This window comes from Glutamicibacter sp. PAEs-4 (genome assembly GCF_051161755.1).
In the GTDB taxonomy this organism is placed as follows: domain Bacteria; phylum Actinomycetota; class Actinomycetes; order Actinomycetales; family Micrococcaceae; genus Glutamicibacter; species Glutamicibacter nicotianae.
In genome coordinates, this window is record NZ_CP195017.1 from 3,424,290 (window position 1) to 3,439,452 (window position 15,163).

The 15,163-nt window shown below is 61.7% G+C and carries 15 protein-coding genes; 4 read left to right on the forward strand and 11 right to left on the reverse strand.

The window, feature by feature from the left end:
• Nucleotides 1–148 precede the first annotated feature (148 nt).
• The 5 genes from araA to ACR9WD_RS16135 form a co-directional block, all read right to left on the reverse strand.
• Complete coding sequence (gene araA, locus ACR9WD_RS16115; RefSeq protein ID WP_434922431.1) at nt 149–1,660, reverse strand: L-arabinose isomerase; 1,512 nt, start codon at nt 1,658–1,660, stop codon at nt 149–151.
• 7 nt (nt 1,661–1,667) lie between these two features.
• On the reverse strand, nt 1,668–2,384 hold the full coding sequence (locus ACR9WD_RS16120) for an L-ribulose-5-phosphate 4-epimerase (RefSeq protein WP_121867671.1): 717 nt from the start codon (nt 2,382–2,384) through the stop codon (nt 1,668–1,670).
• Between the two features lie 25 nt (nt 2,385–2,409).
• Nucleotides 2,410–4,023: a xylulokinase gene (locus tag ACR9WD_RS16125; protein ID WP_434922432.1), complete on the reverse strand. Its 1,614-nt coding sequence runs from the start codon at nt 4,021–4,023 to the stop codon at nt 2,410–2,412.
• Nucleotides 4,024–4,186: 163 nt separating this feature from the next.
• Entirely contained in the window at nt 4,187–5,188 is a 1,002-nt protein-coding gene (locus ACR9WD_RS16130) for a LacI family DNA-binding transcriptional regulator (protein WP_434922433.1), read from the reverse strand.
• A gap of 532 nt (nt 5,189–5,720) precedes the next feature.
• Nucleotides 5,721–7,460: a hypothetical protein gene (locus ACR9WD_RS16135; protein WP_434922434.1), complete on the reverse strand. Its 1,740-nt coding sequence runs from the start codon at nt 7,458–7,460 to the stop codon at nt 5,721–5,723.
• A gap of 447 nt (nt 7,461–7,907) precedes the next feature.
• Between ACR9WD_RS16135 and ACR9WD_RS16140 the strand changes: the two genes are divergently transcribed.
• The gene (locus ACR9WD_RS16140; RefSeq protein WP_434922435.1) at nt 7,908–8,216 is read left to right on the forward strand and encodes a hypothetical protein; all 309 of its coding nucleotides are present in this window, start codon (nt 7,908–7,910) and stop codon (nt 8,214–8,216) included.
• Nucleotides 8,216–8,389 (forward strand): hypothetical protein, encoded by a 174-nt coding sequence (locus tag ACR9WD_RS16145; RefSeq protein ID WP_434922436.1) that lies wholly within the window; start codon nt 8,216–8,218, stop codon nt 8,387–8,389. Before ACR9WD_RS16140 ends, ACR9WD_RS16145 begins: the two co-directional genes overlap by 1 nt.
• Nucleotides 8,390–8,562: 173 nt before the next feature.
• Here ACR9WD_RS16145 and ACR9WD_RS16150 read toward each other — a convergent pair whose 3' ends face one another.
• The 4 genes from ACR9WD_RS16150 to uraD all read right to left on the reverse strand — a co-directional run bounded on the left by ACR9WD_RS16150 (nt 8,563) and on the right by uraD (nt 12,022).
• On the reverse strand, nt 8,563–10,098 hold the full coding sequence (locus ACR9WD_RS16150) for a nucleobase:cation symporter-2 family protein (RefSeq protein ID WP_434922437.1): 1,536 nt from the start codon (nt 10,096–10,098) through the stop codon (nt 8,563–8,565).
• Between the two features lie 75 nt (nt 10,099–10,173).
• Nucleotides 10,174–11,097 carry a factor-independent urate hydroxylase gene (gene pucL, locus ACR9WD_RS16155; protein ID WP_038992811.1) on the reverse strand — a complete coding sequence of 308 codons (924 nt, stop codon included), beginning with the start codon at nt 11,095–11,097 and terminating at the stop codon, nt 10,174–10,176.
• Between the two features lie 4 nt (nt 11,098–11,101).
• A complete protein-coding gene (gene uraH / locus ACR9WD_RS16160; protein ID WP_038993376.1) occupies nt 11,102–11,458 on the reverse strand; it encodes a hydroxyisourate hydrolase in 357 nt (118 codons plus the stop codon).
• 69 nt (nt 11,459–11,527) lie between these two features.
• Complete coding sequence (gene uraD / locus ACR9WD_RS16165; RefSeq protein WP_434922438.1) at nt 11,528–12,022, reverse strand: 2-oxo-4-hydroxy-4-carboxy-5-ureidoimidazoline decarboxylase; 495 nt, start codon at nt 12,020–12,022, stop codon at nt 11,528–11,530.
• A gap of 322 nt (nt 12,023–12,344) precedes the next feature.
• Here uraD and ACR9WD_RS16170 point away from each other — a divergent pair, with 322 nt between their 5' ends.
• Nucleotides 12,345–12,539 (forward strand): hypothetical protein, encoded by a 195-nt coding sequence (locus ACR9WD_RS16170; protein WP_066142901.1) that lies wholly within the window; start codon nt 12,345–12,347, stop codon nt 12,537–12,539.
• A 187-nt stretch (nt 12,540–12,726) separates the two neighbouring features.
• Here the strand turns inward: ACR9WD_RS16170 and ACR9WD_RS16175 are convergent, their stop codons facing one another.
• The gene (locus ACR9WD_RS16175) at nt 12,727–13,062 is read right to left on the reverse strand and encodes a LuxR family transcriptional regulator (protein ID WP_128470902.1); all 336 of its coding nucleotides are present in this window, start codon (nt 13,060–13,062) and stop codon (nt 12,727–12,729) included.
• A gap of 106 nt (nt 13,063–13,168) precedes the next feature.
• On the reverse strand, nt 13,169–14,185 hold the full coding sequence (locus tag ACR9WD_RS16180) for an AEC family transporter (protein ID WP_434922439.1): 1,017 nt from the start codon (nt 14,183–14,185) through the stop codon (nt 13,169–13,171).
• 199 nt (nt 14,186–14,384) lie between these two features.
• Here ACR9WD_RS16180 and ACR9WD_RS16185 point away from each other — a divergent pair, with 199 nt between their 5' ends.
• Nucleotides 14,385–15,149, forward strand: a complete 765-nt coding sequence (locus ACR9WD_RS16185; protein ID WP_434922440.1) for an SDR family oxidoreductase — start codon at nt 14,385–14,387, stop codon at nt 15,147–15,149.
• Nucleotides 15,150–15,163: the final 14 nt, after the last annotated feature.

Sequence of the window (15,163 nt, forward strand, 5' to 3'; positions counted from 1 at the left end):
TGCGAATGAGACTGGACTCACACTATGTTAGCGCTAACACAGTGACTTCGACCACCCTCTGATGAAAATAAATTAAGATTCCTTACCCAGTGGCCTTGTGCTCCCAGCACAGGGCACGCAGGGCCCATTAAAGGGGCCCGCCTGGCTGCTAGAAGCCCTGCGCCAAGCGGTAGTAGCTCTGGTTGACGCGGATCTGCTGCGCGAAGTTCCGGCGTGTGGTCTCCTCGTCGATGACCAGCAGTTCGGCACCGGCGATCTCCGCGAAGATCTCGAAAGCCTCGATGCCTGCGGCGGTGGACATCACCGTGTGGTGCGCCCCGCCGGCAGCAAGCCAGGACTCGGCAGAGATATTGAAATCAGGCCGCGGACTCCACACCGCGCGGGCTACCGGCAGGTTCGGCAGGTCAGCTGGCGGGGTCACCACGTCCACCACATTGGCGGTCAGCCGGAAGCGCTCGCGCATATCGGCCATGGACACGACCACCGCGCCCTCGGCGGCGTCCGCGCTGAAGACCATGCGCACCGGATCCTCGCGGCCGCCGATGCCCAGCGGGTGGATTTCCACCCTTGGCTTGGAGGTGGTCAGCGACGGGCAGACCTCGAGCATGTGGGCACCGAGGATCAGCTCCTTGCCGGGGGTCAGGTCGTAGGTGTAGTCCTCCATCAGCGAGGCTCCGCCCGGCAGGCCCTCGCCCATCACCTTGGCGGCGCGCACCAGCACCGCGGTCTTCCAGTCGCCTTCGGCGCCGAAGCCGTAGCCCTTGCCCATCAGGCGCTGCACGGCCAGGCCAGGCAACTGCTTGAGCCCGCCGAGATCCTCGAAGTTGGTGGTGAAGGCCATGGCGCCGGCTCTGGACAGGAACGCTTCCAGCGCGATTTCCTGGGCAGCGGCATAGCGCAGCGAACCGTGGCGCGCGCCTCCGGCGCGCAGTTCGGGAACCACGTCGTACTCGCGCTCGTACTCGGCGACCAGCGCATCGATGCCGGCTTCGGCCACGGTCTTCACGGCCTCGACCAGGTCGTTGACAGCCCAGGTGTTCACCGAAACGCCGAAGCGGATCTCGGCTTCGGTCTTGTCGCCCTCGGTCACCGCGACATTGCGCATGTTGTCGCCAAAGCGGACCAGCTTCAGGTTCTGCACGGCGTTGAAACCGGCAGCGCCGCGGATCCAGGTGCCCACGCGGCGGGTGACCGCGGGATTGGAGACGTGGCCGACCACCGTGGTGCGCGCGGCGCCCAGGCGGGTGGCCAGGTAGGCGTATTCGCGGTCGCCGTGCGCAGCCTGGTTCAGGTTCATGAAGTCGAAGTCGATCGAATCCCAGGGCAGTTCGACATTTGCCTGGGTGTGCAAGTGCAGCAGCGGCTTCTGGAGGGCCTTCAGGCCATTGATCCACATCTTCGCCGGGCTGAAGGTGTGCATCCAGGTGATCACGCCCAGCACGTTCTCATCCGAGTTCGCTTCCAGCATCGCGCGGCGGATCGACTCGGAGTCCTTCAGCACCGGCTTCCAGATGATCTTCGCCGGGACATCGGCGGACGCATCCAGCACCTGCGCCACCTCGGTGGACTGCTGCGCCACCTGCTGCAGGGTGTCCTCGCCGTACAGGTCCTGGCTGCCGGTGAAGAACCAGATTTCCTTGTCGTTATATGCCTTGGCCATGATGTCCTTACTGTCCGTAGACGTTCTGGTAGCGCTCGTAGAGCGAGTCGATCTTCGCGGGGTCGATGGGCTGCGGGTCCCCGAGCTGCTGGGCGATATGCACAGTGCGGGCCACTTCCTCGCACATCACCGCAGCCTTGACTGCAGCCCGGGCATCCTTGCCGATGGTGAATGGCCCATGGTTGGCCATGAGCACCGCGGGGCTGCGGGATTCGCGCAGCGTGGAGACAATGCCGCGGCCGATCGAGTCGTCGCCGATGATGGCGAAAGGGCCCACCGGGATTGGTCCGCCGAATTCGTCGGCCATCATGGTCAGCACGCAGGGGATTTCCTCGCCGCGCGCTGCCCACGCGGTGGCGTAGGTGGAGTGGGTGTGCACCACGCCGCCGACCTCCGGCATGTGCTCGTAGGTGTAGGCATGGGCGGCGGTGTCCGAGGACGGCGCATGCTCGCCCTCAAGCAGCTGGCCGTCGATGGTGCACACCACCATCGATTCAGGCGTCAAGTCGTCATAGGAAATCCCCGACGGCTTGATCACGAACAGATCTGCGCTGCCATCGGTGATCTGCGGATGGCGCACGCGCTGGGAGACGTTGCCTGCGGTCCAGACCACCAGCTCGTAGCGCGGCAATTCGGCGTGCAGGCTGGCAACTGCCTGCCGGACCGCGGCCACCTCGTCTTGCATCGATTGCGGATAATCCGCCAGCGACTTGAGCTCACTCATGTTTTCTTGGCTTTCTGCTGGGAACTTAAAGGGCGGCGATGGCCGCACGCTGGATGGCCAATCCGGATTCATAGTTCTGCAGCCAGGCGTTGTAGCCGACCACATCTTCAGGCAATGGGGCCGCGTCCTTGGTGTTGGCCTCGGCGAAGACCAGCTCGTCCAGATAGGAATCCAAGCTGGCCTGCGGGTTGGCTTCGATGAACTGGCGGAAGCTTGCCAGCACCGCGATGCCCCACGGCCCGCCGTGGCCAGCAGTTTCCGAGACGCTCACTTCGGTGTCCAGCGCGGCGGCCAGGAAGCGCTGGGCCACCCCGGCGGTGCGGAAGATGCCGCCATGGGCATTGAGCTTTTCCACCCGCACGCCCTGCGCGGCCAGCACCTTCATGCCCAGGCTCAGGGTGGCGAACATACCGTAGACCTGGGCGCGCATCAGGTTGGCCAGGGTCAATGCGGAGTCCGGGGTGCGGATGACCAGCGGCCGCCCTTGCTCCAGGCCGGTGACCGGCTCGCCGGACAGGTTGTTATAGGCCAGCAGGCCCGCCCCATCGGCTTGGCCGTCCAGCGCCGAGCCGAGCAGCGCCTCGAAGATACGGTCGCTGGAGGCATCCACGCCCAGCGCCTTGGCGAACTCGCCGAACACGGCGGCCCAGACGCCGATCTCGCTTGCGCCGTTATTGCAGTGGACCATGGCGACGCTGTCGCCGGCCGGGGTGGTGACCACATCGATTTCGTGGTGCACTCCGGCCAGCGGCCGCTCCAGCACCAGCATCGCGAAGATCGAGGTGCCGGCCGAGACGTTGCCGGTGCGCACGGCCACCGAGTTGGTGGCCACCATACCGGTTCCGGCATCGCCTTCGGGCGGGCAGAACGGGGTGCCGGGCTGCAGCTGGCCGGTGGGATCGAGCAGGCGGGCGCCGGCTTCGCTCAGGTTTCCTGCCGCCGCGCCGGCTGGCAGGACTGCCGGCAGCAGCTCGGCCAGGGTGCATGTGGCCTGGTAGGACGCTGAGATCTCGTCGAAGGCGTCGAGCATCGCGGCGTCGTAGGTGCCGGTCGCGGTGTCGATGGGGAACATGCCCGAGGCATCACCGATCCCCAGCACCTTCTCGCCGGTGAGCAGCGTGTGGACATAGCCAGCCAAGGTGGTAAAGTGCCGGACCTGCGGCACATGCTCCTCGCCATCGATCATGGCCTGGAAGTAGTGGGCAACGGACCAGCGCAGCGGGATGTTGACACGGAAGGCTCCGGTCAGCCGCTCGGCGGCCACCCGTGTGTTGGTGTTGCGCCAGGTGCGGAAGGGAACCAGCAGTTCGCCGTCTTGGCCAAAGGCCAGGTAGCCGTGCATCATGGCCGAGACGCCCATCGAGGCGAAGCTGCTGGGCGCAACGCCGTAGCGCTGGCGGCAGTCGGCAAGCACGGCGGCGAAGCACTGCTGCAGGCCGGTGCGGATGGCATCCAGCGAGTAGGTCCACAGCTGGTCTTCGAACTGGTTCTCCCACTGGTGGCTTCCGCTGGCCAGCTGCTGGAAGTCCGGGCCGATCAAGCTGGCCTTGATGTTGGTGGAGCCCAGTTCGATGCCGAGCACGGCTTGGCCGCTGGTGATGAGCTGGGCAGCAGTTGCATCCTGGGGCGCGATGGCCATGAACTCTCCGTCCTGAGGCCCAGCTTGTGGGCAGCGTCTTCGCATCGCCAGCAGCACTCCGAGGTATTCGGAATATTGCCGGCAGGAACTTCGAAGTAATGTTAGCGCTAACATTTCGTGATGCGCAACACCCGCTGTCGAGATGCGGGCAACTAGAGCAGAATTACTGGGACTTCAGCGGGGTCGTGCTCGCCCGCATGACCAGCGTTGGAGCGATCACCTTTGGAGATTTATCCGCGGTGTCGCCTTCGAGCAATTCCGTGAGTGCCGCATGCCCGACGTCCCTGAATGGCTGCCGAACAGTGGTCAGCGATGGGATGAGGAAATTCGAAATCTGCAGATCGTCGAAACCGATCACCGACACATCGGTTGGCACATCCAGCCCGGCTTCCCAGAAGGCGCGCAGGATGCCAGTGGCAAGATAGTCATTCGCGGCGAAGACTGCCGTCACTTCCCCGACGCGCACCGAGTCAACCAGCCTCTTGCCCGCCTCGTAGCCACTGGGCGCCAGCCATGATTCGGCGGGCACTTCTATAATCGGCGCCTTGGCTTCGAGCATTTTTTCCTGCCAGCCGACTTGCCGCTCAGTGGCATCGAACCAGCCTGTCGGCCCGGAGACATGGGCGATTTTGCGATGGCCTAAAGCCAGGAGGTGTCCGGTAGCCAGGCGTGCGCCTTCGCGCTGGTCAACGTAGACGTAGCGAGCCGGATCCGAGGCGGGAACGCTGGTGCGGGCGGCGACAACCACCACTGGGATCTTGAGCGCCGCATCATCCAGGGCGTCAATGACCTTTTCGAACGGCGCGACCATCACCACACCGTCAACTCCTTGGTCAACCAGGTGGTTCAAGGCTTCGGTTGCACTGTGAGCGTCGTAGCGATCCAATGCGGTCACGCTCACGAAGTAGCCTTGCGCGCGGGCCGCGGCTTCGATGGCCTGCACAGTGGACTGCGGTCCAAAGAACTCGCTGCCGACGGTCAGAATCCCAACGGTGCTGGAGTGCGATGTCGCCAAAGCACGGGCAGCTCGATTGCGGCGATACCCCAGTTTGCGGATTGCTTCCATGACCTGGTCGCGAGTTCCGGACCTGACATTGGGGTGGTTGTTGAGCACTCGCGACACAGTCTGGTGCGACACCCCTGCCACGGCCGCTACATCCGCCATTGACGGAGGCCTATTATTCGGGTGCCCTTCACCGGGCTGAGCAATGTTCACAACGGTCATTATTGCAAAAACCGGCGGTTTGGCTACTGCCACGCAGGGTAATCCGGGGCCTTATGAACCCATCGAGGTGGTATATGACGTGGTGGACATATATCTTTGCCCGGGAACATATCCGCTAGATTGCGGGGGTTCTCCCCCAGCTTTTCCGGAGGGGGAAGGTTTACTTGCTATGAATTGATGGTCTCACTCAACCCTGGCAGACAGAGTGATCCGGTCTGATCTGTTACCGATGTCCTGAGACACAAGTGTCACCGGTGTCTTGAGACATCACACATTTAAAAAGTAAGTATGTGGGACATGATTCGAAAGTGCCGTCATTCGATTGTGCTCGGAGGTAGCCAATAGTTCATCGAAGTACGGGCAACTTCATCCCCGTATTGGTCATGAGGTTACATCGTCCGTCTTGAGTCGGGCAGGGTGTAAAAGCCGACAACCACGTGAACAAGTAGTTGTCGGCCAGTCGCTGACGATGCTACTTAACCGAAGAAGTTGAGGTCTTCGAGGCGTAGCCCTTCTTACTTCCGGTGACCTTCACGTAGACAACCTTGCCCCGGTCCCGCGAGGTCACCTTGTATGCCGACTTGGTGGCCTTGCTGATCGGGGCGCCAGAACGGTACCACTGGTATTTGTATTTCTCGGGCTTCGGACTCCACGAACCGGGTTTGGCTTTCAGTTTCGAGCCAACCTTCATCTTGCCCGATACGGATGCTCCCTTCTTTACCGTGAACTTCGCCTTGGCTACCTTCTTGGTCTTACCAGTGGTGCTTGTCTGGGTTGCAAATCCGGCACCGCTGGCGGTGACTCGGACGCTGATATTCCTGCCTATATCGGACAGACCCAGTTTGTAGGTGGTCTTCGTAGCGTTCTTGATGGTCTTGCCATCACGCAGCCACTGGTACTTAAACTTTCCCGGCTTGGTGGAACGGGTGCCAGGATTGACCTTCAGTGTTTGTCCATAGACTGCCTTGCCACTGATACGCGGCGCTTTAGTGACAGTGTATTTTCCCTTTGCGACCCGGGAGGTGTCATACGAGGTATGGACAACCGGGTACATTCCAGATTTTGAACCCGTGACCGAATAAGCGAGGCGTTTGCCCAAATCCGCAGTGGTTGGCGTGTAAGTGGACTTGTTGGCGCCCTTAATGCTCTCCCCTGCACGAAGCCACTGGTACTTGAACTTTACACCTGACGGCGCATTGGAGACCTTAGCAGTGAGCTTCTTCCCTACCTGCGCCGAGTCAATCCGCCCCAGTTTTAACAGGATTGGATCCTGGACAGTGAAAATTCTGGAGAAGGTTTCCGTGGTGCTTTGCCAGTATTCTGTTTCGCCCCAGTACTCATGATGCGTTGCTTTGACTGTGAGCTTTTTGCTGGAGTCTGCTTTGCTCAGCTTGTAAGCGCATCCGTCCGAATCTCCACTTTTTGATTTTTGGACTATTGTGCTGCCACGGCTCCAAATGCACTTGGTTTTCATGGCGAAGCCGGTGGAGGTTTTGCTGCCTGCAACAGTCACCCAAGTACCTACGGGAACCGTTGTTGCCGACGGATTCAAGATTGAAGCTTCGCCGAAGGGGGTATAGGTAGCCTGTAGCTTCCCCGTACCCAGCCATGACAATTCTTCGTACGCAGAGACAAGATATTGTTCACCGACATGGATGTTGTACTGCAGGCTGCGTCCGTCTGACTTGTGCTGGCCCTCGTAGTATCCATCCAAGAATCGAATATACGTTGCCCTGGGGGCAACGAAAGTATTAAACCCCACCTGCTTGACTGGCGGATCTGTCCATCCGTCGCTCGTAAAGTAGTCTCCGATTTCCAAGCTGAAAGGTTCGCCGTCGAAACCTTTGAAAGTTTGAAGCTTGAATTCAGTACCTGCCAGCACACGGATGGGCTTCGTGTCGAACGTGACTTCCAAGTGCTCTAAGGCTGGTGCGTTCAAGAATTCTCGCAAGTCCACATCAATCGGACCGTAATACGCCAGGCGGTTTAATGCGGTCATACTTTTCAGGACATCGCGATTAATCGGCGCATTTACCAAACTCAATTCAGTAATAGAACTATTGCCTTGCAGCGACCGCTGGTCAACCCCAGTGCAAACCGCGCTACTGCCTTCGACGGTGCAGTCCCCCAAGCTGGCTTGCGCCGGCAATACGACAACCGTGCCGAGCCCTAGTGCAACGCTGAGGACTAGGGCAGATAATTTAGTTTTCAATTTTCCTCAAATGCTACGACGCGAGTATCGAGACGAATTTTATCCTGCACTTAGAAAATTGGGTATTACTGTTTGTTAGTAGCCTGGTCTTTCAGGATAGTCATATCGTGTTTTTCCTAGTCTCTTTCTTTCAATTAAGTGGGGACTTACATCATCCACCTGACAGGCTCCATGATTCATCCCGTGGACTTTGAACCGCAGCCACGCGGCCAGCATGTGCCGGTTGGGGAACAGGAAACTGTATTCACGCTAGCCGCGTGGCGCAGGTCATGTGTCAACTAAATGGAGGTGGTCCCATCCCAACACAGGCTGGCGATGCAGGTGAGCCGGCAGAGCAATATCGATTCTGCAATCGTGCCATTAGAGATAGGCCTGCCATTGTCCGAAGATGGCAGGACCTGGTCGGCGAATGCAGATCACCGCCATGCGATGGCCTAGTCTGGCCCTATGAACCGCCTTCACCTGACGCATCCCTCGGAACTCCCGCTTCCACTCTTGATGCGCGGAACAGCAGCCGGCATCCTGGTGGCCACAATATGCGTCGTCGCTCTCGAACTCCCTGGGCCTGCAGGCTATACGGTCATCACATTCATGTACGGCCTGCTCTTCGGGGCGCTGCACGGGCTGCTGGTTGCCGGCGGGGTCTATGCAGTGCTCGCCTTCCGGCATCATCGAAGCTCCGCAGGCGTTATGCAGCGGCTGGTTCCAACAGCCACCGCAACGGCGGCACTCCTCTGCATTCCTGCAGGCACCTGATGGCCCTGCTCATCGGCGCGGAAAACGCAGCCTACCTGCTGCCAGCCGCTGCACTCGTCGCCTTGGCTGCGGCGGTCGCCGCCTGGTGCACGCAGTCGGCGATACGCGCCGCTGAGAAGAAACTCAATGCTGGACACCCGGAACCGATCCCTGGTCGCCTGGCTCGGGGGTAGGAGGTTCCCAGCGCTAGGCGCACTGCTGTGGACCAATCCATCGAGGTCTTGAGCCCACCACGGGCGAACGCCCGCAGGCTCTCGGGCCTGCGGGCGTTCGCCTCGCTCAGGATGGATCCTTGTCCATCTCGTCGCGGTCATTCTTGTCCTGTTCGGGCTCTGCCTGCTCCGGCTTAGTGTTCCGGGTTCCCGACGAGCCTGGGTACAGGCATCTCGATGGCCCCCGTCTGGATCTGCTCAAACTCATCGGGCGTGACTACAGGAATCTCGTAGCCTTCCTTGTCGATGAGCTTGCCGCCCACGTAGTGGTCGCCCTCGAGCAGTCCGCAGATTTCCTCGGTCTTGACCATCCGCGGTGGAGCTGCCGAGAAGACTGATGCATTCTTCGTGTTTCCGAACTTGAGCTCGTTGAACAGCAGGTTCAGCAGTACGGCCATCACGGCTGCCGAGGAAATTCCGGAGTGGAAGATCGTCTCGAACCAGGTGGGGAATCCTGCATAGAAGTCGGGCTTCACGATCGGGATGCAGCCGAAGGCGATCGAGGCGGCGACAATCACCAGGTTCATGCCGTCGTACTTCACCTTGGACAGGGTCCGGATTCCGGAGGCGGCAACGGTGCCGAAGAGCACGATGCCAGCACCGCCGAGCACCGGGGTGGGGATGGCCGCGACCACCCGGCCGAGGATCGGCAGCAATCCGAGCACCACGAGGATGCCGCCGCCGGCAGCGACCACGAAGCGGCTGGTGATTCCGGTGATGGCCACCAAGCCGACGTTCTGCGCGAAGGCCGACTGGGTGAAGGTGTTGAAGATCGGGGCTACCGCGGAGGAAGCCATGTCGGCGCGCAGGCCGTCGGCGATGCGCTTGGAATCCACCTTCGAGCCGGCAATCTCGCCCACTGCGAGGATGTCAGCGGTGGTTTCGGTGAGAATCACCAGCACCACGATGGTCATCGAGATGATGCCGCCGATTTCGAAGACCGGCATGCCGAAGGCCAGCGGCTGCGGGAAGGCGAAGATCGCGCCGTGGCCGACCTGCGAGAAATCTGCCATGCCCAGCAGTGCCGCGGCCACCGTGCCCAGCACGATTGCCAGCAGGATCGACATGCGGGAGATCGCGGCATTGCCGACCTTGGAGAGCAGGAGGACCACCAGCAGCGTTCCGGCGGCCAGGCCGATGTTGGCCAGCGACCCGTAGCCCTCGGCCTTGGCGTCCCCGCCCATGGCCCAGTTGGCCGCAACCGGGGTCAGCGAGATGCCGATCATCGTGATGACCACGCCGGTCACTACCGGCGGGAAGAATCTGATGATGCGGGCGAAGAACGGTGCGATGAGGAAGCCGATCAACGCAGCGACGAGCACCGCGCCGAAGACCGCCTGGATGCCGCCACCGCCATTGACGATGGCCACCATGGTGGCCACGGAGGCGAAGGAGGTGCCCTGGACCAGCGGCAGCTGCGCACCGAAGAACGGGATGCCCACGGTTTGCAGGATGGTGGCCAGCCCGCCGACAAACAGGCAGCAGGCGACCAGCAGGCCGATTTCGTCCGGAGCCAGCCCTGCGGCGTTGCCGATGATCAGCGGCGGGGCGATGATTCCCCCGTACATCGTCAGGACATGCTGCAAGCCATAGGCAAAGGACTTCCCCAGCGGAAGCTTGGCGTCCTCGGGACGATTGCCTTTGATAGATTCATCTTGTGTAGCGCTCAAGGCTGACCTCCTACGTCAGTCGCTGCCAAAGGTGTGCCGGTGTGCCAGCACCGGCACACCTTCAACGCTGTTCGTTTAGATAAATGCCGGAATATTTGCCCAGATCGGGTGATTCGCCTCGGTGCCTTCTCGGGTGATCGTCGCTTCGATCAGTCCGTACGGGCGGTCAGCCGCGAAGAAGACCTCATTCGGGTTGTCCTGGCCGAAGACCTCGAGGTCCACCAGGAAGTGGTGCTTGTTCGGCAGCGACATCTTGATCTCGGCGATTTCCGGATGCGCTTCGAGCACTGCCTGCCCCATCTGGAACATGGTCTGCTGCAACGCGTACGAGTGGGTGTCGGCGAAGCGGGTCAGCAGCAGCTGGCGCACCGAGGTGTAGACCGCGTCGAAGTCGATGCCCTCGGCGATGGCCTGCTCGGTGTAGCGCCAGCGCGCGGTCACGTCGGTGGCCAGGATGCGGTCGGTGGTTTCCTTCAGTGTCGTGTACTTGTCCCGCGGGAAGCCGTGGAATTCGCTGCCCGTGGACTTCAGCACGGTGAGGTCTTCCAGGCCTGCAACGATCGACTTCTTGCCGTCGGCGCCGATTTCCAGCACGGCGGTGCGGACCTCGGACTTGTTCTGCGAGAAGGCGTGGTCGTGGTCGTTGATGCGGTCCCAGAAGAACTGCTGGGCTGCCCAGCGGCCACCGGTGATCCAATCGAATTCCCCGGTGAAGTGCTCGCCAAGCTGCACCAGGAACTCCTCGATGGCACCCACGCCGTTGCGGGCCAAGCCATAGACGGTGTTCTTCTGGGTGTCGGTGGCGACAACGCGACCATTGTCGCCATCCTGGTGCGCGGCGGTGAAGTCGCCGTGCAGCTGGCTGGTGACGTTCAGATCCTGGATCTGGTGGCGAACCGTGTCGCGGGTGATCTTGACCAGGCGGACTTCGGCCTTGCCGTACTGGTTAGAGCCCAGCACAATCTTGGTGTCTGCTGGGGCGGTGATTTCGGTAGTCATGGTTCTAACTTCCTCGGTACGTGGAATATGCAAACGGGCTGATAAGAAGAGGTACGTGGTAGTGCTCGTCGACGTCATTGACGAAGAAATCGATGCTTACCGCGGGGAAGAAGCTTTCCGTTCCCTGCTTCCCGAAGTAGCCGCCGGTCTCAAAGGAAATCCGGTAGCGGCCGGCTTCAACCTGTACCGGTCCGAGGTTCTTGATGCGGCCATCGGCATCCGTGGAACCTGAACCGATTTCTTGCCAGCCGGATGCCGTCTTGGCTTCCAGCGTGGCCTTGACACCGGAGGCAGGCCTCCCGGTCCCGGTGTCGAGTATGTGGGTGGTGATGTGGCTGCGTTCGCCGTTGCCATCTGCCATGTTCATCTCCTAGCTGTCGGAGGGATAAGGGGTCGGTAAATGCGCGGGGTGTGCACCCCGGGCATTGGCTTAGTTGTCCACCGCGTTCTGCAGCCGCAGCAGCGCGATCTGGCGCAGCTGCTCGGCAACCTCAAGAAGTTCTTCCTGCTCGCCATTGGCCAGCCGGCGTTCGCATTCGGCGAGGATTTCTTCGGAGCTGCGGCCAGCGGCGCGGATGAGGAAGACCCGGTTGAAGCGCTGCTCGTAGGCCTTGTTGGCCGCGGCCAGGCGAGAGGTGACATCGCCATCAAAGTCCAGGCCTGCCTGTTCGCCACGCGAGAGGTCGGCTTCCTTGCTGCTGCCCTGCGCTTGTTCGCCGATGCGCGGGTGGTGCGCCAAGGCGGCGGCGATTTCCTCGCGGTTGAAGGGGGCGACGTCCTGCAGCGCATAGCTGGAAAGCTCTTCGAAGCTGTTGAAAGGACGGGCGGAAACAAGTGCATCGATCCAGCGGTCGACATCCACGCAGGGGCGCAGGACATCTGCCGCCTCGGCTGCGGGCAATTGATTGAATACGTCTAGTCGCATCGGGTGATCAGCTCTTTTCAAACGGTCGTTCTTTCCACGGACCTTGGCTGAACACCCTTACCACCGAAGGAGACTTCGGCTTCGACTCGATGCTGGTTTCGTGGAACCTTGTGCCACCACTGTAATCCACCTCACAGCGTCGCCGTCAAGTCAAAGCCGGAAAATCTTTAACAAGTGTGATTTATGAAAGTTTTCCGCATTGCGGATAGAAAATTTTGCGCCCAGCTATTGCCAACAATCCACCATGGTGCACATAATGGTTTCGCAAGGCAAAACATAATTTCCATATTATGGAAATAGAGAATCGCGAAGGAGGGTCGCAATGACCGCTATCAACACTGGCAAGATCAACTGCTCACCGGAGGGCCAGCGCCTCGTTGCCACCACCGACGCGTTGCGCACCGGGCTGTTCCAGCCTATCGAAGGCCTGGATCCCGATATCGCCCGCCAGCCGCGGATCACCCGCGAGGTCCCCTCGCTGTTCAGCCGCCTATTCGGCCAGCATCAAGGGCGCTAGTCGCCCCTCAAGACCACGCAGAGGTCAACCCCTGAGGCGTCGGGACCTGGCCTCTGCGTTTTTTAATCCGGTTCGCGGTCGCCCGCGCTTGCCCTCTGGGACGCCGCAAACGCGAATGCAGCGGCATGAGCCGTTACCGAGACCGGGCCCGCCCATTGACGTGGGCTGACCCGCATTTCGCTTCCGCCTAGCGATCGATCTTGGCCACCGTGAGCAGCACACTGGAATCCTCGGTAGCGCTGATTTTCAGCCGACCTTCGGGCAGCACGATCAGATCCTGGCTGCGCCCCTCCCACTGGTTGCCCATCGATGAGACGGTGACCCTTCCGTCGAGGACCAGCAGTGTCGCTTCGCCGGGATTCGCATGCTCCTGCAGCTCGGTGCCGGCCTTGATCCCGATGACAGTTTGGCGCAGCGTGTGCTCATGGCCTCCGAACACCGTGCTGGCGGCGCGGCCATTGCCGGCGTTCTCGGCATCGCGCAGCTGGGCCCGGGCGATGGCGGTCAGCGAAAACTTCTTCATTTAATCCCTGCATCTCATCTCTGCGGCTGGAAGCTCCTCGCCGGTTGGCATGTGGTGCTACCAGCCTGTCCCCGGTCGGGGCAAAGGTCAAGGACTCCGCGGAAGGCTACTTCAGCGCCAGCTGCGCCAGCACCGGCAATGCTATGACCGACAGGACGCAGGTGATGACGATGGCTACCGCGGTCGGTTCGCCATCCCCGGTGTCGTTTTGCGCCATGATGTAGGCGGTCGCGCTCACCGGCATGGCCGCCATGAGCACCGCCGAATTGAACCAGATGCGGTCCAGCTCAGGGGCGAAGGCAAGCAGCATGGCCACCACCAGCACGGGGAATGCCACGAGCTTGCCCACGACCATGGTGGCGATGGAAATTTTCGCCCAACGGGCTGCTGGCGCGGTACCGTCCGCGGCCGCCGGCGCCCGGCGCCTGGAACGTGCTCGGTCAATGGTCCGCTTCAGCGACATGCCGATGACGAAGAGCGCGCCCGGCGCAGCCGCGGCGGCCACCAGGTCGATGGTGTCGTCCACCGGCTGCGGCACCGGCACTGCGAAGATTGCTACCGCCCCGCCGACGAGCATCGCCCAGGTGACCGGGCTGCAGACCAGGGCGTTGCGCACGGTTCGGGCAATGCGCGCAGCACTGGCCTTGTGCTCTCCTCCGCCTGCGTGGGGCAGGACGATTTGGGCGAGGATGGGGAACCCGACCATGAAGATGATGTTGTGGACCAGTTGCCCCATGCCCGCCGCGAAACCGGCTTCGGTTCCCATCACGCCCAGGACGATCGGGATGCCCAGATACGAGACGTTGCCAAAGCTGGTGGCCAGCATGCCGGCGAGCGCCCGCGCCCGGTCTGCGCGCAGCAGATAGCGGAAAGCCAGCCAGCTGATCAGCGCGAACACGAGTGCCGAGACGATGCTGATCCACAGGAATGCGAACGGCACGCCGTCGCTGATGTCCGCCCGGGCCACCACCTTGTAGAGCAGGGCCGGCAGGGCGACGTAGAAGACGAATACGTTCAGTGCTGGTTCCACGCTGGCCGGGAACTTGGGAGCATGGCTGGCGGCGTAGCCGGTGAGCATGACGAAGAACAGCGGCAGCACGCCATAAAGCACGTCGAGGAACACAAGACTCCTTCCGGGGTATTCGGCCCGGATTGCGCGAACCGGCCACTTCAAGGTTAGTAGCCGGCCAGGCTGATCCGGGAAACGCGGCCGGGGATGCGACGCAACATGCAGAAGAAAACTGGGGTTTCGCGGCCCGAATTCCTAGGATGGGACCACGCGCCTCACCCTAATGCCGTTGAGATTTCCGCAAGGAGAATTGATGTCCCAAGCATCTAACGCCCCGCACGCCCCGCGCACCATCGTCATCACCGGTGCAGGATCAGGCATCGGCCGCACCACCGCCCGCCTGTTGCTGGAGCAGGGTTGGAATGTGGTGCTCGCCGGGCGCACCGCGCAGAAGCTGCACGAGACGGCGCAAGGACATGGCTCCGCCCTGGTGGTCCCCACCGATGTCAGTGATCCGCAGGCCGTGGATCAGCTGTTTGCCGCAGCCGCCGACCGTTTCGGATCGGTCGACGTGCTGTTCAATAATGCAGGGATCTTCGGTCCCCCTGCAGCCATCGACGAGCTGGACCCTGCCCAGTGGGATGAGGTGTGCCGGATCAACCTCACCGGAGCCATCAACGCCGCCCGGGCGGCGTTCACCCACTTCAAGGCGCACGGCGGGGGACGCATCATCAACAACGGGTCGATTTCGGCGCAGGTGCCGCGCGTGAACTCCGTTGCCTATACCGTCACCAAGCACGGCATCGCCGGCCTGACCAAATGCCTTGAACTCGATGGGCGCGAGCACCGGATCAGGGCCACCCAGATCGATATCGGCAACACCGCCAGCGACCTGCTCGATGATTTCGGCGCCACCGAGGGAGCCTTGCAGCCCAGCGGACATCGGCTCGTCGAGCCGACCTTCCCGCTGGCCGAAGCCGCTGAAGCCGTTGCATACATCGCCGGGATTCCATTGGGCACGTCCATCAACCAATTCACCATCACCGCTGGCGGCATGCCCTACATCGGGCGAGGCTAGGCCGCGGGCATCAT